General features: G+C 68.6%; 18 protein-coding genes and 1 pseudogene. 14 read left to right on the top strand and 5 right to left on the bottom strand.

Translation table 11 applies throughout. The features are described 5' to 3' along the window. Positions 1 to 92 precede the first annotated feature (92 nt). From ACYR7D_RS23285 to ACYR7D_RS23270, 4 genes are all read left to right on the top strand, one after another. Entirely contained in the window at positions 93 to 980 is an 888-nt protein-coding gene (locus tag ACYR7D_RS23285) for a polysaccharide pyruvyl transferase family protein (RefSeq protein WP_459546654.1), read from the top strand. Continuing rightward, on the top strand, positions 977 to 1,864 hold the full coding sequence (locus tag ACYR7D_RS23280) for a glycosyltransferase family 2 protein (protein ID WP_459546653.1): 888 nt from the start codon (positions 977 to 979) through the stop codon (positions 1,862 to 1,864). Before ACYR7D_RS23285 ends, ACYR7D_RS23280 begins: the two co-directional genes overlap by 4 nt. A 4-nt stretch (positions 1,865 to 1,868) precedes the next feature. Then, entirely contained in the window at positions 1,869 to 2,765 is an 897-nt protein-coding gene (locus ACYR7D_RS23275) for a glycosyltransferase family 2 protein (RefSeq protein WP_459546652.1), read from the top strand. A gap of 438 nt (positions 2,766 to 3,203) precedes the next feature. After that, complete coding sequence (locus tag ACYR7D_RS23270; protein WP_459546651.1) at positions 3,204 to 3,368, top strand: hypothetical protein; 165 nt, start codon at positions 3,204 to 3,206, stop codon at positions 3,366 to 3,368. On the opposite strand, the gene ACYR7D_RS23265 is transcribed toward ACYR7D_RS23270, so the two are convergent. After that, complete coding sequence (locus ACYR7D_RS23265; protein ID WP_459546650.1) at positions 3,330 to 3,605, bottom strand: helix-turn-helix domain-containing protein; 276 nt, start codon at positions 3,603 to 3,605, stop codon at positions 3,330 to 3,332. The genes ACYR7D_RS23270 and ACYR7D_RS23265 overlap by 39 nt on opposite strands. 238 nt (positions 3,606 to 3,843) lie before the next feature. Between ACYR7D_RS23265 and ACYR7D_RS23260 the strand changes: the two genes are divergently transcribed. Then, positions 3,844 to 4,641 carry a peptidoglycan recognition protein family protein gene (locus ACYR7D_RS23260; RefSeq protein WP_459546649.1) on the top strand — a complete coding sequence of 266 codons (798 nt, stop codon included), beginning with the start codon at positions 3,844 to 3,846 and terminating at the stop codon, positions 4,639 to 4,641. A 41-nt stretch (positions 4,642 to 4,682) separates the two neighbouring features. Continuing rightward, positions 4,683 to 5,015, top strand: coding sequence for a hypothetical protein (locus ACYR7D_RS23255; protein ID WP_459546648.1), 333 nt, complete (start codon positions 4,683 to 4,685; stop codon positions 5,013 to 5,015). A 737-nt stretch (positions 5,016 to 5,752) separates the two neighbouring features. On the opposite strand, the gene ACYR7D_RS23250 is transcribed toward ACYR7D_RS23255, so the two are convergent. Together ACYR7D_RS23250 and ACYR7D_RS23245 are read right to left on the bottom strand one after the other, a co-directional pair. Further along, positions 5,753 to 6,163 (bottom strand): hypothetical protein, encoded by a 411-nt coding sequence (locus tag ACYR7D_RS23250; protein ID WP_459546647.1) that lies wholly within the window; start codon positions 6,161 to 6,163, stop codon positions 5,753 to 5,755. Positions 6,164 to 6,288: 125 nt separating this feature from the next. Next, entirely contained in the window at positions 6,289 to 7,203 is a 915-nt protein-coding gene (locus ACYR7D_RS23245) for an SAM-dependent methyltransferase (RefSeq protein ID WP_459546646.1), read from the bottom strand. A 211-nt stretch (positions 7,204 to 7,414) separates the two neighbouring features. On the opposite strand from ACYR7D_RS23245, the pseudogene ACYR7D_RS23240 reads away from it, so the two are divergent. Next, positions 7,415 to 7,876 (top strand): annotated as a pseudogene (locus tag ACYR7D_RS23240) (phytanoyl-CoA dioxygenase family protein); the annotation flags it as partial. Here the strand turns inward: ACYR7D_RS23240 and ACYR7D_RS23235 are convergent. Beyond that, the gene (locus ACYR7D_RS23235) at positions 7,873 to 8,751 is read right to left on the bottom strand and encodes a class I SAM-dependent methyltransferase (RefSeq protein ID WP_459546645.1); all 879 of its coding nucleotides are present in this window, start codon (positions 8,749 to 8,751) and stop codon (positions 7,873 to 7,875) included. The pseudogene ACYR7D_RS23240 and the gene ACYR7D_RS23235 overlap by 4 nt on opposite strands. A 548-nt stretch (positions 8,752 to 9,299) precedes the next feature. Between ACYR7D_RS23235 and ACYR7D_RS23230 the strand changes: the two genes are divergently transcribed. The 5 genes from ACYR7D_RS23230 to ACYR7D_RS23210 all read left to right on the top strand — a co-directional run bounded on the left by ACYR7D_RS23230 (position 9,300) and on the right by ACYR7D_RS23210 (position 14,408). Beyond that, the gene (locus ACYR7D_RS23230) at positions 9,300 to 10,844 is read left to right on the top strand and encodes an FAD-dependent oxidoreductase (protein ID WP_459550259.1); all 1,545 of its coding nucleotides are present in this window, start codon (positions 9,300 to 9,302) and stop codon (positions 10,842 to 10,844) included. After that, positions 10,841 to 11,899 (top strand): DUF5914 domain-containing protein, encoded by a 1,059-nt coding sequence (locus ACYR7D_RS23225; RefSeq protein ID WP_459546644.1) that lies wholly within the window; start codon positions 10,841 to 10,843, stop codon positions 11,897 to 11,899. Before ACYR7D_RS23230 ends, ACYR7D_RS23225 begins: the two co-directional genes overlap by 4 nt. 284 nt (positions 11,900 to 12,183) lie before the next feature. Next, positions 12,184 to 12,744 carry a hypothetical protein gene (locus ACYR7D_RS23220; RefSeq protein ID WP_459546643.1) on the top strand — a complete coding sequence of 187 codons (561 nt, stop codon included), beginning with the start codon at positions 12,184 to 12,186 and terminating at the stop codon, positions 12,742 to 12,744. Positions 12,745 to 12,751: 7 nt separating this feature from the next. After that, positions 12,752 to 13,354 carry a hypothetical protein gene (locus tag ACYR7D_RS23215; protein WP_459546642.1) on the top strand — a complete coding sequence of 201 codons (603 nt, stop codon included), beginning with the start codon at positions 12,752 to 12,754 and terminating at the stop codon, positions 13,352 to 13,354. Positions 13,355 to 13,589: 235 nt separating this feature from the next. Beyond that, positions 13,590 to 14,408 (top strand): DUF1206 domain-containing protein, encoded by an 819-nt coding sequence (locus tag ACYR7D_RS23210; protein ID WP_459546641.1) that lies wholly within the window; start codon positions 13,590 to 13,592, stop codon positions 14,406 to 14,408. A gap of 70 nt (positions 14,409 to 14,478) precedes the next feature. Here ACYR7D_RS23210 and ACYR7D_RS23205 read toward each other — a convergent pair whose 3' ends face one another. Continuing rightward, positions 14,479 to 15,234: an SCO6745 family protein gene (locus tag ACYR7D_RS23205; RefSeq protein ID WP_459546640.1), complete on the bottom strand. Its 756-nt coding sequence runs from the start codon at positions 15,232 to 15,234 to the stop codon at positions 14,479 to 14,481. 165 nt (positions 15,235 to 15,399) lie between these two features. Here ACYR7D_RS23205 and ACYR7D_RS23200 point away from each other — a divergent pair, with 165 nt between their 5' ends. Beyond that, a complete protein-coding gene (locus tag ACYR7D_RS23200; RefSeq protein WP_459550258.1) occupies positions 15,400 to 15,804 on the top strand; it encodes a Fur family transcriptional regulator in 405 nt (134 codons plus the stop codon). 35 nt (positions 15,805 to 15,839) lie between these two features. Next, entirely contained in the window at positions 15,840 to 18,071 is a 2,232-nt protein-coding gene (katG, locus tag ACYR7D_RS23195; protein WP_459546639.1) for a catalase/peroxidase HPI, read from the top strand. The last annotated feature ends 53 nt before the right edge of the window (positions 18,072 to 18,124 follow it).

Genomic DNA, 18,124 nt, shown 5'->3' with positions numbered 1-18,124 from the left:
CGGCCGGAGCCGCACCGGACCTGTGCGGCTGCCGGGCGAAGGTAGCCGCGATATCGCGGATTGGTGCGCTGAGCACCGGGTAGGCACGGGGCATGCGCGTACTCGTGACCGGGTGGTCCAGTTTCCTGCACGGCGAGGCGACGGCGGGAGATGTACTGAGCATGCGCCGGGTGAGCGGCGCTCTCACGGCTGCGGTGATACCCCACGATACGGCGTGGAGCCCGGTTTTCCGGCCCGCGGCGTTACATCTGGACGAGGCCGACGCGCGCCGTTACACGCACCTCGTCTTCGTATGCGGACCGGTTCACGGGGAACAGGTGCGGTCACTGCACGAGCGGTACGCCCACTGCCGCCGTATCGCGGTGGGGGTCTCGGTTCTCGATCCCGCGGATACGGCGGTGACCGGCTTCCACCGGGTGATCGCGCGCGATGATCCGACCACGGCGCGCCCGGACATATCCGCCGCGGCCCCCACGAGCACCGTTCCCGTGGTGGGCGTGGTGTTCGCCCCGGGGCAGCCCGAGTACGGGGCGGCGCGGCGTCATCGAACGGTACACGCGGCAGTGGCGCGCTGGCTGGGCGGCCTCGACTGTGCGCGGTTACCGCTCGATATCCGGCTGGCGTCCGACGATTGGCGCCGGTGCGGCACACCCGATCAGCTCGCCTCGGTGTTCTCCCGCCTCGACGCGGTGGTCTCGACTCGGCTGCACGGTCTGGTGTTCGCGCTGCGTGCCGGGGTCCCGGTTCTGGCGGTGGATCCCATCGCGGGCGGTGGGAAGGTCACCGCGCAGGCGGGTGCGCTGGGCTGGCCCGCACTCCTCTCCGCCGACCGGGCCGTCGAGCCGGGCGCGCTGGACAGCTGGTGGCACTGGTGTCTGTCGCCCGCCGGGCGTGAATACGCACGCCGCCCCGGATTTCCCGGCGGCGACTCCGCCACCGGGGAACTGCTCGGCGAACTGCTCACGGGACGGCCGGTATGAACACGTTCCCCGGCGAGCCGAAGACCACGGTCGTGATCGCGACGAGGAACCGCTCTCGCGAGCTGACCCGCACGTTGACCGAGCTACGCGCATTACGTCCGCGACCACCGATCGTGGTGCTGGACAACGCCTCCGACGACGATACCGCCCGTGCGGCGGAAGCGTTTCCGGATGTGCTGGTCATCCGGCTGCGCCGCAATCTGGGTGCGGCGGCGCGCAATATCGGTGTCGTACTCGCCCGGACTCCGTATATCGCGTTCAGCGACGACGATTCGTGGTGGGCCGGTGATGCGCTCGTCACCGCCGAGCAGAGATTCGACTCCTGTCCGCGGCTCGGTCTGATAGCGGGTCGCACGCTGGTCGGGGCCGGCAACCGTGACGACCCGGTCAACGCGCTGATGGCGGACAGTCCCCTGGGGCGTACCGCGGAACTGCCCGGCCCCTCGGTCCTCGGCTTCCTCGCCTGTGCCTCGATCGTCAGAAGAGAGGCGTATCTGCAGGTCGCCGGTTTCAGCCCGCTCCTGCATTTCGGTGCCGAAGAACGATTGCTCGCGCTCGATCTGGCGGCCCGTGGCTGGCAACTCTGCTATCTGGCGGATGTGCGGGCCCACCACCACCCCTCGGCGCATCGCCCGTCTCCGGACTGGCGCAGACGAGTCGAACAGCGGAACAACGCATTGATCACCTGGATGCGCCGCCCCCTGCGCCGCTGTGTCGCCGAAACCGCGGAGTTGCTGGGCCGCGCGGCGCGCGAGCCGGGCACGGTGCCGGTGGTGGCGGGAGTGCTCCGTCGTCTGCCGTGGGCAGTGGCGCAGCGGCGGCGGTTGCCGCCGGAGGTGGAGCGCCGGGCCAGGATTCTCGAACTCGCCGACGGAAGGAGATGACCGGATGGCCACGGAGCGTGTCACCGTCGTCGTCATCACCCGCGATCGCCGCGACCAGCTCCTGGAAACACTGGCGCATATGACGAAACTCCCGGACGTCGCGCGGATCATCCTGGTCGACAACGCTTCCGCCGACGGTACAGCCGACGCGGTCGCGGCGGCCTTCCCCGCCGTGGAACTCATCCGCGCGCCGGAAAACCTGGGCGCGGTGGCGCGTAATATCGCGGTCGAGCGAGTGCGCACGCCCTATGTCGCGTTCTGCGACGACGATACGCGGTGGCAGCCGGGCGCTTCGGCCCGCGCCGCCGATCTCCTGGACCGGTATCCCGGCCTGGGTGCGGTCACCGGACGATGCCTGGTCGCCCCCGATCTGCACGAGGATCCGATCACCCCGGAGTTGCGTTGGTCGCCGGTGCCCGGACCCGAATGGTTACCGGGCCCGGCGCTGCTCGGTGTGATGGCGGCACTGTCCGTGTTCCGGGTGCGCGCGTTCCGGGAGGCCGGCGGTTTCTCTCCCCGTCTGTGGTTCGGCGGGGAAGAGGAACTCCTCGCCCTCGATCTCGCCGCGCGCGGCTGGTGGATGTGCTGGATAGAGGACATGGTGATCCATCACGCGCCTTCACGGATACGGGATGCGACACGTCGGCGCGGCCTCGGTATCCGGAATACCTTGTGGACGTTGTGGTTGCGTCGTCCGGTGCGCAGCGCCGCTCGCCGGACCGCGGTGGTGCTCCGGTCCGCCCCGGCCGACGCGGTGACGGCCCGGGCTGTACTGGAAGCGGTGCGCGGGCTGCCCTGGGTGCTGCGCGAGAGGAAGGTCGTGCCCCCGCATATCGAGGCGGGCCTGGTGCTTCTGGAAGAGTCCCAACGTCGTTCCCCGGCCCGCCGCTACGTGGGCTGAGCCGGCCGGAGGTGAAGGCTCGGGTGAGACGGCGGGTGAACGATATTTCCTGCGGCCCTGCGCTTTCACGGGCTCGCCATGGTGTGATGCCGAATCGCGTTGACTTTCATTCCATCCGGGCCTAGGCGGAGAGCGCCAGAATAATTACACTCGGCCTCAGGCCCCGGTGACGGGTCCGGGAGCGAGGGTCGGGCAGCGGGAAGGTGTCGGCATGGGTTTCGAGCTTGTTCCGGGGGAAGAAGGTTCGGGGGCTCGGGTCGGCTCCGGTAACGGTGAGTGCCCGCGTCGCAGACGCCGGCACGGCTGATCCGTTACGGCGAATTCGCCCAGCTTCACCGTGCCGACCCTCGTCGAGGGTGTGGAGTAAGGAACTGTCGGGCTGCGCGGGGGATGCGGGAACACCTCGCGAGCGTGGATCGGTCAGAACTGGAAACGCTCATGGGCAACGAAGCTCCGGATCGTCCGGCCGTGGCGATGGCCGATTACCTGGCCGGTGACCTCACCACGACGACGGTCTCGTCGTTCGTCGTCGAGGCCCATCGGCGTGGGGTCGACCCGCTGCCGTTACTGGATGCCGATTTCTTTCTCCGCGGCGCCGACTAGTTCGCTCGGCCGGATACCGAACGCTTTGCAGATCTTGTACATCTGGGCCATGGTCATCGCCCGCTCGCCGCGCTCGAGCCGGGTGATGGTCTTCTTGTTGTAGCCGGTTCGATCGGCCAGCGCCTCTTGGCTCCAGCCGCGGCGCGCCCGCATCGCGCGTACCTCCGCGCCCAAGGCCGCGTCCAGCCTCGCCTCCTCGGCGGTCGCTTCCTCCGACTCCGCGGGCGTCGCATTCATGACGACCATTCTGGAGACCTGGCAGGGTGCGAATCAAGTGTTCGGGGGTTTCGGCCGGGCGTCGGAATTGACGCGGAAGATAGGACCGAATGCGGCCATATGGTTACCGATATTGGTTGAAAAGGGACCGAATGGGGTCTACGGTGAAGGTAGCGGTTGACTATTACCGCAGATCAAGCCCCGAAGGTACGCGGCACTCCCGGCCGGGGCCGGCGGGGCAGGACGGCAGGAGGGTCCGATGAGCTGGAGCGGAGACCCGATATGGCTCGCCGATGTGCTTCGTGGCGCCGGTCTGAGAGTGATCGAACACGACGGCTGGCGGCAACGCGGTCACGGCGACTTCCGCGATATCCGCGGAGTGCTGTGCCACCATACGGCCGGAGGCGGCCCGAACGACTGGCGCGTCGTCCAGGACGGGCGTCCCGGGCTGCCGGGCCCGCTGGCCCAGCTGGTGCTGGAAAAGGACGGCACCTATCGAGTGATCGCCGTCGGTGTCTGCTGGCACGCCGGACGCGGCAGCTGGCCCGGCTGGCCCACCGACAACGCGAACTACCACACGATCGGCATCGAAGCGGTTTCGCGCGGTACGCCGCCGTGGGATTGGACCCCGGCTCAGCTCGATGCCTACACCCGCGGATGCGCCGCGATACTTCGGCGTATCGGCCGTGGCTCGGGCGACTGCGTCGCCCACCGCGAGTACTCCAGTGAAGGAAAGATCGACCCGGCGGGCATCGATATGAACGCCTTCCGCCGGGACGTACAGGCACTCCTCGACGGAAGGGGCGATGACATGGCGTTCCTGGAAGAAAAGATCACCAATTATCACGGCGAGCAGGTCACCGTCGGAACCCTGCTGCACTATCTCGACAAGCATGTCGGGCTCGCTCTCGACCAGCTCGCCGGTGCCGGGACCGCCCGCGGGGCGGACTTCCCCGGCTGGGATTTCCTGGGCAACCGGACAACCGCCGAAGCACTCGGCGTCATCGGCGCGGCCTTGAAGATTCCCGGTTTCCGCGACCCCACCACGCGCGCCTGAGGAGAGGCGCACCGAGCCTGCTCTACGGATGGGAGGACAGCGTGATCAGCGAATTGGCATCTGTCCTCGGTGGCCTGGTCACCGGAGTCGGCGGAGTATGCGCGGCCGGAGCCTTCAGCAGGCGCAAACGCCGTGCCGACGCCGTTCAGGTACTGACCCAGGCCGCCGCCCAGATGGTGGAACCGCTCTCGCAGCAGGTCGCGGCGATGACAGCCGAACTGGAAGCGCATCGCCGCGTGGTGGCCGACGCCGAGCAACGCTGCCGGCTCGCGACCCAGCACACCAGCTGGGATCTCGTGGTCCGCTCGTCGTTGCTGAATCTGGGCGTCGATGTACCGCCGCCACCGCCTTTCATCCGGGAGATCTCCGAATGAAAGGCGCCGTGGCCACCGGCGCCGAGCGGTCCGCGCCCGGCGCCGCGGGGAGTATCCGCCCCGCGCGTTCCACGGGTTACCGCCACCCATCGGACGACCGAGCACGTCATAGGGGGTGATACCGGTGGCGGGGGTCACGGTGGCGATCCGGCCGCGCGGATCGTAGGTGTAGCGGGTGAGCGCGCCCGCATAGTCCGTTTCGCTGGTTCGCCTACCCGCCGCGTCATAGGCGTAGCGCCAGGCGTCGCCGAGCGGACTGGTGACACCGACGAGGCGTCGCTGCCTGTCCCAGGTGTAGTGCGTAATGCTGCCGTCGGGGTCGCTGCGCCGGCTGAGTAGGTCGAACGCACCGTAATGGTACCGGGTGCGATGGTACCGGGTGCGGCCCCGGCGCGGTCGGTGTGCGTACGGAGATTGCCCTCGCCGTCGAAGGTCCGGCTCTCACCCGTAGCCGTTCGGGTCGGTGCGGCCGACGAGTTCGCTCTCCCGACCAAGTAAAGGAGGTGATCCCGCCGAGCGCGTCGGTCACGGTGATCGGACGCCCGAAATGATCCCGCGCGATGGTGGTGACCGCGCCGTGCGGGTCGGTGACGCGGACCGGCAGCCCGGCCGGGTCGACATCGATGCGGGTCACCGCACCGTTGGAGTCGGTCCACGATGTCATCCGGTGCTCGGCATCGTAGGTGTACGCGGTGGCCGCGCCCACGCCGTTGTGGACGGTCACCAACTGTCCGGCGTCATAGCCGAACTTCCGTACCGTGTCCGCATCCCGGGAGCCGGAGATCGATACCGGCAAGGACGAATTCGCCGGTCGCCACATCGACCGGGTCGTTGCAGACGGTCACCTGGTCGGCAGTGCGGTTCACCCGGGGACCGTCGCGCAAGGCGGTGTCCCCCACCCGCCCGGCCGAATGCGCGGGATCCGGCCGGGCGGCGCCGGCCGGTACAGATGCTCGGCCGCCGGCCGTCGGCGGCGCGGCGGACGAAATCGTGGCTTCCCCGCGTGCGGCGGCCTGCTGATACGGCGTCATGGCCGCAGCCAGTTTGCCCTCGTGGTTCGGTGAATGGCTGCGCCAGCCGGACGCGATGTTGCGCGCGGTGGCGGATAGACGGGCACCCAGTTGGACCAACGCTTTCGAAATGACCACGCGATCCTCCCCGGGTCCTGCATTCCGCATCATCGCACGGGCGACTGCCGCCGATATGCGTTGCCCCGAGATATCTGCTGGAACGACGGGCAGGGAAGCCGTACGGCGGGCCGGGGGAATCCGGTTCAGCTACGCTGCGCGACGACCAGACCGTTGCGTGCCGCGTCGGTGAAAAGCTCCATCGGAGCGTTGCCCGGGGGCGGTAGATCGCGGTGGTAGGCGCGCGCCCGTTCGTAGGCATCGTAGGCCCGGGGCTCCCAGCCGTGCCGCCGCAGCCACGGCTCGGCGGGCTCGTCGACGCCGCCGTTTTCCCACAGCGCTCTCAACTCGGCGGAATCCTCGGTATCAGGGAGCGTCCGGCCCAGCAGGGCCACGGTGTCCACGTGTACGAATTCGACGGCGAGCCGGCTGCCGGGGGCCGCTCGGCCGGTGACAGTGGCCAGCAACGCGTCGTTCTGCCGGGGGTCCAGGTAGGGGAGCAGGCCTTCGATCAGCCATGCCGACGGAACCGCCGGATCGAAACCGGCCTGGAGCAGGGCTTGCGCCCATGCCCCACGCAGGTCGGTCGCCACCGGTACCCGCCGGCTCGTCGGTTGCGCACCACGCTCGTCCAGCACACGTTGTTTGAAACCGAGTACCTCGGCGCTGTCCAGCTCGTACACCGTCACCTGCGCGGGCAGCCCGAGCCGGAAGGCGCGGGTGTCCAGTCCGGCCGCGACGATCACGAGCTGCTGGATCGCCCGGCTCGCCTCGAGCAGATAGTCGTCGAAGAAACGGGTGCGGATGGGGGCGTAGTCGGCGAAGGAATTCGAAGCCTGTTCCGGATCGTCCGCAGACGCCGCGGGGTCGGCGGCGGGGATCGCGATGCCCCCACCGGCGGCGACGAAATCGGCGGCGAGCGAATCGGTGAACAGGCGATCGGCACGTGTGGTTTCGGCCGCGCGAGCGGCGGCGACCATGAGCGCCGTGCGTCCCACGCCGGTCGGCGCCGGCGAGTCGCCGGGTGAGCTGCTCGAAGAACCGGAGTCGTTCGTGGTCACCGCCTCAGCCTAGGACGGACCGACCGCGCGGTCTGTGCAGACGCGCGGGGCCTGTCGCGGACCGGCATCTCCGGATTTCAGCGGTGCGCAGTCCGTTCGCACCCGGTCGACCGGCCGGCCCGGAGCGTCACGAGAATCAAGGGCGAGGCCGTCGAAGAGGTGGATCTCGACGCAGGGGGCCTCAGCGGCTGCCGGCCCCTCCGTGGGGGACCCGCGACCCCGTCCCCCGCTGAGCGCCGCGACCATGTGGGCGATCGATGCGTTCACCGAGGCCAACGGCGGCACGGTGGTCGTCCCCGGAAGCCATCGATGGGATTCCGCCCGCCGCCCGGCCGAGTCCGATACGCGGGTGGCACTGCGGGTGCCCGCCGGGTCGTGCGCGTTCTATCTGGGCACGCTGTGGCACGGTGGCGGTGCGAATCGAACAGCGGATCCACGTCTCGGCGTGACCGTGCAGTACTGCGAACCGTGGCTGCGCCCCCAGGAGGCCTACACCCTGGCCACCAGCCGGCACACCGCGTGGACGGTTTCCGAGAACATCCGCCGGATGGTGGGTTACAGCATCCATCCGCCGTTCATGGGCGCCGTGGACGGTATGCACCCCAAGCGGCTGCTCGAAACACCGGATCCCGACGATCCCCGCGAGCCCCGGCCGACCGACGCGCCGCGCTAGGTGGTGGCCACTTTTCGCAGCAGGATGCGATACAGCACGAGGTGTTCCCGATCGAATTGCCGGATGGACGCCTCCAGATAGCGCTCATATGCTTCGGTCACGTCGGCGCCGGCGATTTCTTCCGCTTCGGCCCGGCGCGATCGGAGCCGGCGTAACCATTCCGCGCATGTTGTCGAGTAGTCGTGGCGGTCGTTGACCAGGGAGCGGATTTCGAAGAGCCTTTCAGAGGCGTGGGCGAGCTCCGCGAGTCGCGGGGGATCCGATTCGGGGAAGATCTCGTTCGCCAGGAAGCGCACATCGGCGAGCGAGTCCTGGTCCAGTGGCCGGTTGCCTTTGCCGATCGTCTGAACGACGAGCCCACCGCCCGGGTGGAGAATATCGTGGCAGTGGGTGAAGAACGCCCGATACGCCGCGGTGCGCTCCCGGCGAGACAATCCGAAGCGCACGAAATGTTCCAGTGCGCCGAGACAGAAGATGGCATCGTCCCGATGGTCCGGGCGATGGTCGTTCCAATGCTCCCGGCGCACCTCGACCCGGTCGGCAGGGGACGAGCGGACGTAGTGGTATTGGTCCCGGCTCAGCGTGAGGCCGGTGATATGGGCCTGCCCGTGCCGCCCGGCGATCGCCCGCATGAGGCTTCCCCAGCCGCATCCGATATCCAGGATGCGCTCGGCGCCGGTGATACGGGCCAGGTCGATGAGATGGTCGAGTTTGCGCTGCTGAGCGCGATCGAGGTCGTCCCCGTCTGCCCACATCGCGCACGAGTAGGTGAGGTCGGTATCCAGCCACAGTCGGTAGAATTCGGTACCGATATCGTAGTGATGCTCGACCGCTTCGGCCGAGGCGCCTTGGTGTTCACCGATGTCCGATGTCATCACATATCTCCGAATTCCTCGTTGGTCCCAGCGTTTTCTGCGCGGGTGCGGGCCGAGGTCCGGGCGGCGGAGAGTGAAACGCCGGCCGAAACGCCGAGTCGCTGGGGGAGCGCCCGCGCGATGCGTGGATCGGTGCGGGCGAGAATCTGGTGTTCCAATGGTGGGGACGAAAGCGCTCGCGTTGTGTCCGGCGGAAAAGTTCCGGAGGTGCGGGCGAAGATCGGCCGGAGGGCCGAACCTCGGATGGACAAGAACCTGCCGAAGCGATCGCTCTCGTACTGCGAGCCTCGCGGTACGACCCGTGCCCGGAGGAAGAGACGATGAGAGCGAAACCGGTCCGGTGCCGCTGCGGCGGTCCCGAGGTCGCGTCTCGGTTCTGCGGGTCGCGGGCTGCGCGCCGGGGACCCCACCCAACCGGTGAACGCGGTCTCCCGGGCCTCGGCGCGGCTCCGGGCCCGCGCCGGGCGCGCCGGTTACAGTTCGCCGAAGCGCCGGCCCCGGGTGGAAGGGAGAACGTAGTGCGTGCCGATCTCGGTCGTGACCGACGCATCGTTCACCATCGCGCTCCACCCGCGAACGGGTCCCGGCACAACGACCACCGTCCACACGTGATTGTCGTCGGCGCCGGGATAGCCGGGCTCACGGCGGCGACCGGACTCGTGGAACGGGGAATCGGTGTGGAGATCCTGGAACGCGAGCGCTACCTCGGCGGCCGGGCCGGTGGCTGGACCGACACCGCGGCCGACGGTGTCGACCGTGCGGTCAACCGCGGCTTCCATGCCTTCTTCCGCCAGTACTACAACCTGCGCCAACTCCTGCGGCGCACCGATCCGTACCTGCGCCGGCTCAGCGGTGTCGAGGACTATCCGCTCGTGGACGCGAGCGGACGGCGGGACACATTCCGGTATCTGCCCCGTTGCCCACCGTGGAACGCGTTGGCGTTCGCCGCCCGGAGCCCCACGTTCCCGCTGCGTGAGCTGCGCCGTATCGATGGGCGGGCCGCGGCGCCGCTGGCCGCGGTCTCGGTGCCCGCGATCTACGAACTGCTCGACCACCTCGACGCGGAAACCTATCTGCGGCGGATCAATTTTCCCGACACCGCGCGTCATTTGGCCTTCGACGTCTTCTCTCGCAGCTTCTTCGCCCCGCCCGCCGAACTCTCGGCTGCCGAGTTGGCGACCATGTTCCACATCTATTTCCTCGGCTCGAGCGAAGGTCTGCTGTTCGATGTCCCCACTTCCAACTACGACACCGCGCTGTGGGTGCCGCTGCACCGGTACCTGCTGTCGCACGGCGCCCGGGTCCGGACCGGTACGACGGTGGCCGCGGTGCGACCCGAAGGTTGCGGCTTCCGGGTGTATGAGCACGACGGTGGTGAGAGCACGGCCGACGCCGTGGTCCTCGCCACCGAGGTGACCGGGTTGCGGCGTATCGTCGAGAACTCCCCGTGGCTCGGTGATGCCGCGTGGCGCTCCTCTGTCCGGCGTTTACGCAGCGCACCACCGTTTCTGGTGTACCGGGTGTGGCTGGACCGGCCGGTGGCACGACAGCGTCCCGCTTTCCTGGCCACCGGCGGTCTTCCCCCGCTCGACAACATCAGTGTGGTGAACCGCTACGAACAGCAGGCCGGCGCATGGGCCGACGGCCACCACGGCGCCGTGCTCGAACTGCACGCCTATGCGCTACCCCGGCAGAGCACACCGGCGCAGGAGCGCGATATCCGTGCCCGGCTGCTCGGTCGGATGCACGATCTGTACCCGGAGACCGCCACCGCCCGTATCGTCGGCGAACATCTGCAATGGCGCGCGGACTGCCCGCTGTTCGGGGTGGGCGATCACATCCACCGGCCCACGGTCGGCACGCCGCACGAGCATCTCGTGCTGGCAGGCGACGGTATCCGTATCGACCTGCCCGTGGCGCTCATGGAACGTGCCGCCACCACCGGCTGGGCGGCGGCGAACGTCTTGCTCGCTCGCTGGGGGCTGCGTGGGCACGATCTGTACACCGTGCCCACCGACGGCCGTCATGCTGTGCTGCGCCGGCTCGCCACCCGATACGGCTCGAGCACCGCATCGAGGGAGAAATCCTCGTGAAGGACACCGTGTTCCGGCGCTGGCCCCAACGGTGGCCGCTGCAGCCGATCCGGCCCGCCCGCTGGGTATCGCAGCAACCCACCTACCGGGCCGCGGATCCCACCGTCATCGCCGCGGCACTGAGCCGGGCCCGGGCTCGCCCGTCCGGTAACTGGTACGTTTTCGCCGCCAGCGCGCAGCTACGCGCCGACCGTCCGACCGGGTTCACCGTCGCCGGAACGGAACTCGTGGCCTGGCGCGATCGAGGGCACCGGCTCGTGGTGGGTCCCGGAGCCTGCCCGCATCTGGGCGCGCCACTGGACCGAGCGCGCATCGACTGCGGAACTCTCGTGTGCCGATGGCACGGCCTGCGTATCCGGGCCGGGGGCACCCCCGGCTGGGCCCCGCTACCGTGCTACGACGACGGGGTGCTGGCCTGGGTACGCCTCGACCACATCGGTGGCGACATTCCACTCGAGGCCCCGGTTATCGGTGATCGCCCGCCCGGCCACCGGGCGATCACCGCCGTGGCGACGCTCAGCGGTGTATGCGAGCCGGCCGATATCGTCGCCAACCGGCTCGATCCCTGGCACGGCGGCTGGCTCCATCCGTATTCCTTCACGCGGCTGGAGGTGCTGGAAACCCCTGCCGCGCGGATCGGTTCGCCCGAGACGGGCGATCGTTTCCTCGTCGCTGTCACGTTCCGCTTCGGCCGCCGGCTCGGGGTGCCGGTACGAGCCGAATTCAGTAGTCCGGAACCGCGTACGGTCACCATGCGCATAATCGAGGGCGAGGGGACCGGCAGTGTGGTGGAAACCCATGCCACACCTCTGGGCAACGGGCCCGACGGCCTGCCGCGTACCGCGGTCATCGAAGCGGTTGTCGCCACCTCCGGCCGCCCCGGGTTCGCGCATGCCCGCCGGGCGGCCCGATTCGTGAGGCCGTTGCTGACCCGCGCCTCCGTCCGGTTGTGGCGTGACGATCTCGCCTATGCCGAACGCCGTTACCAGCTACGCGCGCTCGGTTCGACACCGTCCTCCACGGCGGCGGGGCAGGAGACCGACGCGAATCGGTGACGAACCGTCGCCGGCCCCGGGGTCGATCGCCCACGCGCTTCCGAGGATACGAGCGAATCGGGTAGGCGCTCCACCGTCGCTGTAGCGCATTCGGTGCGAAGGCCCCGGCCCTCGCCGCCCGGCACGCCGACGCGGCAGCCAGACGAGTAAAGTATTGTACTTACTGTGATATGCGCATCTATTTATAGATGCTCCCAGCTGCTCGTACCGTACCGGGGCCGGGGGCGCGGGCCGGTATGTTGGAGCACACACCGAGCCACCGAAACGTAAGGATCTACCTGGGGATGAGCAAGTACACCGTGGTGATCACGCGGGAAGAACCGGGGGCCACCGACGCGCGATGTCCTCGTCTGACGATGTACATCGATACCGGTGCGCCGGGGCCGCGGGTCACGGGGGTGGCTGTCAGCACCCAGGAGGCCGAAGGGCTGACCGCGGAGAATATTCCCCGCGTCGATCTCGCCGCGGTGGTCGAGGCATTGGCCGCCCGGCTGCCCGCGGAAAACGGGCGACCGCAGCGGTATTCGCCCGAGAGCTCCCGAGTCGCTCCCTCCGGCGCCGAGCCGGCCGGGAGATCCGCCGCGCCGGATATGGCCGGGCCGGCCACCGTACCGTCCTCGCCGGCCGCGCACTCGGCGGAACCCGTGCCGGGCAGGGCGTATCGGAAGATGCCCGATCCGGCCGAACTCCGGGAGAACCTGCAGAAGATCGGCACCGTGACCGGCTTGGCGAAATACTACGGCGTGCCCAGACATACCGCTCAGGGATGGGTGGGACGTCTGCGAAAAGCGGACAGCGCGCAGCAGTCGGCAGTTCCCGAAGTCGGCGATCTGCCGGGGCGGTGAGTCGGAAATGAGCAATATCTACACGATCAGTATTTCGGACGCGGACCGCGAGGACGTACTCGCCACCGCCACCGTCGATATCACCAGCGGCCGGGCTCGGATCACCGAAATACGCGCTCGTGCCGGAGCCGAAGCCGTCCCTCCCCAGCTCGGCGAGATCGATTTCTCCCTTTTGGTGCGCACCGCGATGATGTTCTCGGGAGCGGCGCGGCCCGGACCGCACCCCGGCACCGAAGAAGGTCCGGCCACGGATGACCGGCCGTCCGCACCCGCCGAACCCGCACCGCCCATGGCCGCCGAACCCGCACCGCCGATGGCCGCGGAACCCGCACCGTCGATGGTCGCGGAACCTGTGCCGCCCACGGGCGCGCCGGAATCGGCTGTACGGCAGAGCCGGGAGGCAGCGAGGCCCGCGCCGAAGGGGAACACGAAAAACTTCGATATGCCCGCCGATTTCGGTGTGACCTATTGGCGGTTGGGCAGCATCGCCAAGGTGGCGAAACACTACGATGTTCCGCACCGTATCGCCCAGGAGTGGATCAAGGCCCTGCAGGAAGCGGGGAAGGCCGCCAACCCGTGGCCGAAGAAGAGCAGACGGCCCGGGCGGTGAACCGGGCACGCCCCGGGTAGGGCCATCGGCGTAGCGCGGCCGGTCGCGATATCCCGTGTCGTTTCGGTGCTTCCTTACCGGGTATCTGCCCGACATCCCGTTCGATCACCGAGGAGGCGGGGTCGGCGAACAGCTACCGTGCAGGCGATCCGGGCCGTCGATATCCGATGACCGTCCGCATGTGCGGTCTGCTCTCGTCCGGCCCGCCGGGACGCCTCCGGTACGAGGAGCACCGATGTTCGACGTTTCCACCTCCGGCCCGGTCTCGGCCGCGAACCGTCTCACGCGCAATCGTGTAGTCGAGCGTTTCGCCCGCGCCGGTTTCCTCATGGCAGGACTCGTGCACCTGCTGATCGGCTATCTCGCCGTACGTATCGCCTTCGGCGGCGACGGCGCCACCGATCAGTCCGGCGCGATGGCGGAACTGGCCGCCAAACCCGGTGGCGTTTTCCTCCTGAGCGTGGGTGTCGTCGCGTTCGTGCTCATGGCGCTGTGGCGGCTCGCCGAGGCGGCCTCGGGCCGGCGCTCCCGCGCGCAGGGGAAAGGAGGCGGTTCCGAGGCTTTCCACCGGGCGAAAGCCTGTGCCGTGGCCGTGGTCTATTTCTGCTACGCGGTCACCGCGTTCGGCTTCGCCCGGGGCAGCGGAAGATCGAGCGGTAGTGAAAGTGCCGGGTTGTCGGCGCGCCTCATGCACAGCGATGGAGGCCGGATCGCGCTCGTCGTCGCCGGGCTGGTCATCGTCGCGGTCGGCGGTTATCACGTCTACAAGGGCCTCACCCGCAAATTCGTGCAGGAACTGCGCACCGACAGCGCGTTCCTGCGCCGGCTCGGTACGGTCGGGTACACGAGCAAGGGGCTCGTCATCGCCGGCGTGGGCGTGCTGGTGATGGTCGCGGTCGGCCGGTCCGACCCCAGCAAGGCCGGCGGTCTCGACGCCGCCCTGAAAACACTGGGCGCGCAACCGTACGGGGTTGTACTCCTGATCGCCGCCGGGCTCGGGATCGCCGCCTACGGTCTCTACGATTTCGCGTGCGCCCGGTACGCCGAGATGTGACCGGATCGGCCGTCGCTGCGTGCTCACCGCGCTCGGCGGCGGAGTGAGCACGCAGACGCGGGCCGTGGGTTCAGCGGGCGAAGGTCGCGGTGTGGGCAGCGGCGAGGAGCCGGACGAGATCGGCGCTCTCGGTCTCGTCGAGTGCCGCGAACGCGGGAGCGATGAGAGTGTCGGTGACCGACTCCGCCTGCTCCCACCTGCCGCGTGTCTCGTCACCGATCTCCTCGAAAGGCTCCGGCCAGCCGTACCAGCGGGCCTGCCCGGGGCCGTCGTTGAGGGGGGACCCGGAGATCAGCACGGCCTGGAGCGGGGTGAGCCCTACGGCTCGTATCGCGATCAGATGCAAACCGCCGCGGAGTTCCCGGAGGATATGGGTGAGTTGCATGGCGCGGGCGGCCGCGTCGGCGGGCAGCGGCAGCGCCCGCCAGCCCGCGAACAAGGGCAGCCCGGCGGGATCCGCCGCCGTCACCACGGTTTCGAGGAGTGCCGCGAGTCGGTCCGCCTCCGGGAAGGCGCCGAGCTTGCGCCGGCCGAATTCCTGACAGGCCAGCGCGTATCGCTGGGCTGCCTTCTCGGCGGGCATCGGAACGGACTCCCACGCCTTGCGTACCGAGTGCGGCGGGAAGAAGCCGAAGGCCGCGGTGACCACGTCGGCGTCCACGTCGCCGAGTACACCGGCGCGCCCGCGGGTGTACGGGCCGAAGAACTCCGTGACTCCCGTTTCGGCCGCGTAGGCCCGTGCCTCCCGGGAGAACATGAAACCTCCACCGAGTTCCTGTACGTGTTTGTTCACCGTGGCGCCGACCGACATGCCCGTTCCCTTCATTGCCTGAATCCGGTGATCACCGTACCGAATTTATACGGTGTACGGACGAGATCGGCGAACCTCGCGCCCTCGCTCGCGCCCGGACCCCCGTCGTGCCGATGCTTGACTCGTTCCAGAAAACGGACGAGACTCGCCTGCGTGCATACCGCCGTGGAATTCCAGCAGATGCTGCGGGGAGTTTCGCTGCGCGTGACCGCGCCGCGTGTCGCGGTGCTGAGCGCAGTGCACGATCATCCGCACGCCGATACCGATTCGATCATCCGTGCCGTGCGATCCCGCCTGTCGGCGGTATCGCACCAGGCCGTCTACGACTCGTTGCGCACCCTCACCGCCGCGGGCCTGATCCGATGCATCCAGCCGTCCGGCTCGGTGGCGCGCTACGAGGCACGGGTGGGCGACAACCACCACCACGTCGTATGCCGGACGTGCGGGACGATCGCCGATGTCGACTGCGCGGTCGGCGCGGCCCCCTGTCTGACCGCCTCCGACGACCACGGGTTCTCGATCGACGAAGCCGAGGTCGTCTACTGGGGGCTGTGCCCCTCCTGCGCGGCATCACCGCATCTCTGATCGCAGCCCGCATCACCTCTTCAGGAAGGAATATCGTGACATCCGATAGCCGTCCACCCGCTCCTGAGACCGAGACTCGCAGCACCAGCGAGACAGAGAACCCGGCGATCCCGTCTCCGGTCGCCAAAACCGACCATCGGCCCCGTACCAACCGGGACTGGTGGCCCGAGCAGATCGATGTATCGGTTCTGCACGCTCACTCGTCCAAGGCCAACCCGCTGGGCGAGGATTTCGATTACGCCAAGGAATTCGCGAAGCTCGATGTCGAGGCCCTGAAGGCCGATGTCGCGGCGGTCCTGACCGACTCCCAGGACTGGTGGCCGGCCGACTACGGGAATTACGGTGGCCTGTTCATCAGGATGAGCTGGCATGCGGCCGGGACCTACCGGATCGCCGACGGACGCGGTGGCGGCGGTCAGGGCGCCCAGCGCTTCGCCCCGCTCAACAGCTGGCCCGACAACGCCAACCTGGACAAGGCCCGGCGGCTCCTGTGGCCGGTCAAACAGAAGTACGGCAACAGCATCTCGTGGGCCGACCTGCTGGTGTTCGCCGGTAACGTGGCGCTCGAATCGATGGGGTTCCAGACCTTCGGGTTCGGCTTCGGCCGCCCCGATATCTGGGAGCCGGAAGAGGTGTTCTGGGGTCCGGAGGACACCTGGCTCGGCGACGAACGCTACAGCGGCGACCGCGAGTTGGCGAGCCCGCTCGCCAACGTCCAGATGGGCCTCATCTATGTGAACCCGGAAGGTCCCAACGGCCGGCCCGATCCGGTGGCGGCCGCGCATGATATCCGGGAAACCTTCGGCCGGATGGCGATGAACGACGAGGAGACCGCCGCTCTGATCGTCGGCGGTCACAGCTTCGGTAAAACCCACGGCGCCGGCGATCCCGACCTGGTCGGCGCCGAGCCCGAAGCCGCCCCGATCGAGCAGCAGGGCCTGGGGTGGAAGAGCGCCTACGGCAGCGGCAAGGGCAGGGACGCCATCACCAGCGGCCTGGAAGTCGTCTGGACCTCCACCCCGACCCAGTGGGGTAACGGTTTCCTGCAGAACCTGTACGGCTACGAATGGGAACTGACGAAGAGCCCCGCCGGAGCGTGGCAGTGGAAGCCGAAGGACGGTGCCGGCGAGGGCGCGATCCCCGATCCGTTCGACGGGCCCGCGCGTACCCCCACCATGCTGACCACGGATATAGCCCTGCGGGAGGATCCCGTCTACGGGGAGATCACCCGGCGCTGGCTGGATCACCCGGAAGAGCTCGCCGAGGCGTTCGCGAAGGCGTGGTACAAGCTGCTGCACCGCGATATGGGGCCGCTCAGCCGCTACCTCGGTCCGTGGGTTGCCGAGCCGCAGCTGTGGCAGGATCCGGTACCCGACGTCGACCACGAACTGGTCGACGAGCAGGACGTCGCGGCGCTGAAGAACAAGGTCCTGGAGTCCGGCCTGTCGATCGCGCAGCTGGTCAAGACCGCGTGGGCGTCGGCGGCGAGCTTCCGCAGCACCGATAAGCGCGGCGGTGCCAACGGGGCCCGCATCCGGCTCGAACCCCAGAAGAACTGGGAGGTCAACGAACCGGCCGAGCTGGCGAAGGTGCTGCCCGTGCTCGAGCGGATCCAACAGGATTTCAACAGCTCGGCCACCGGCGGGAAGAAGATCTCCCTGGCCGATCTGATCGTCCTCGCCGGGTCCGCGGCGGTCGAGAAGGCGGCCCGGGACGCCGGGCACGACATCACCGTGCCGTTCGCTGCCGGCCGGACCGATGCCTCGCAGGAGAACACCGATGTGGAATCGTTCGCGGTGCTCGAACCGCGGGCCGACGGATTCCGCAACTACGTGCGCTCCGGTGAGAAGGCCCCGCTGGAGCGTCTGCTGCTCGATCGGGCGTACATGCTCGACCTGACGGCTCCGGAACTGACGGTGCTGATCGGCGGTCTGCGTGTCCTCGGCGCCAATTACGGCGGTGCCGGGCACGGTGTCTTCACCGACCGGCCCGGTACCTTGACCAACGATTTCTTCCTCAACCTGCTGGACCAGGGCACGGAATGGAAGGCGTCGGAGTCGGCGGAGAACGTCTACGAAGGTTGCGACCGCCGCTCCGGTGAGGCCCGGTGGACCGCTACCGCCAACGATCTCGTCTTCGGGTCGCATTCGGTGCTGCGGGCAGTGGCGGAGGTGTATGCCCAGCGCGACGCCGGCCCGCGGTTCGTGAACGATTTCGTCGCGGCGTGGGTCAAGGTGATGAACAACGATCGGTTCGACCTCGCCTGATCCCTCGTGACGAGTCCGGGCCGGTCCGCCGGCCCGGACTCGTCCACCTCCCG

It is taken from the genome of Nocardia sp. X0981 (assembly GCF_977089955.1).
This window is presented reverse-complemented; position numbering and strand designations above follow the sequence as displayed.

Excerpts from the sequence above, each read along its gene's own strand:
- ACYR7D_RS23285 (WP_459546654.1), top strand. The coding sequence starts at position 93 with ATGCGCGTACTCGTGACCGGGTGGTCCAGTTTCCTGCACGGCGAGGCG.
- ACYR7D_RS23280 (WP_459546653.1), top strand. The coding sequence starts at position 977 with ATGAACACGTTCCCCGGCGAGCCGAAGACCACGGTCGTGATCGCGACG.
- ACYR7D_RS23275 (WP_459546652.1), top strand. The coding sequence starts at position 1,869 with ATGGCCACGGAGCGTGTCACCGTCGTCGTCATCACCCGCGATCGCCGC.
- ACYR7D_RS23270 (WP_459546651.1), top strand. The coding sequence starts at position 3,204 with ATGGGCAACGAAGCTCCGGATCGTCCGGCCGTGGCGATGGCCGATTAC.
- ACYR7D_RS23265 (WP_459546650.1), bottom strand. The coding sequence starts at position 3,605 with ATGAATGCGACGCCCGCGGAGTCGGAGGAAGCGACCGCCGAGGAGGCG.
- ACYR7D_RS23260 (WP_459546649.1), top strand. The coding sequence starts at position 3,844 with ATGAGCTGGAGCGGAGACCCGATATGGCTCGCCGATGTGCTTCGTGGC.
- ACYR7D_RS23235 (WP_459546645.1), bottom strand. The coding sequence starts at position 8,751 with ATGACATCGGACATCGGTGAACACCAAGGCGCCTCGGCCGAAGCGGTC.
- ACYR7D_RS23220 (WP_459546643.1), top strand. The coding sequence starts at position 12,184 with ATGAGCAAGTACACCGTGGTGATCACGCGGGAAGAACCGGGGGCCACC.
- ACYR7D_RS23215 (WP_459546642.1), top strand. The coding sequence starts at position 12,752 with ATGAGCAATATCTACACGATCAGTATTTCGGACGCGGACCGCGAGGAC.
- ACYR7D_RS23210 (WP_459546641.1), top strand. The coding sequence starts at position 13,590 with ATGTTCGACGTTTCCACCTCCGGCCCGGTCTCGGCCGCGAACCGTCTC.
- ACYR7D_RS23205 (WP_459546640.1), bottom strand. The coding sequence starts at position 15,234 with ATGAAGGGAACGGGCATGTCGGTCGGCGCCACGGTGAACAAACACGTA.
- ACYR7D_RS23200 (WP_459550258.1), top strand. The coding sequence starts at position 15,400 with ATGCTGCGGGGAGTTTCGCTGCGCGTGACCGCGCCGCGTGTCGCGGTG.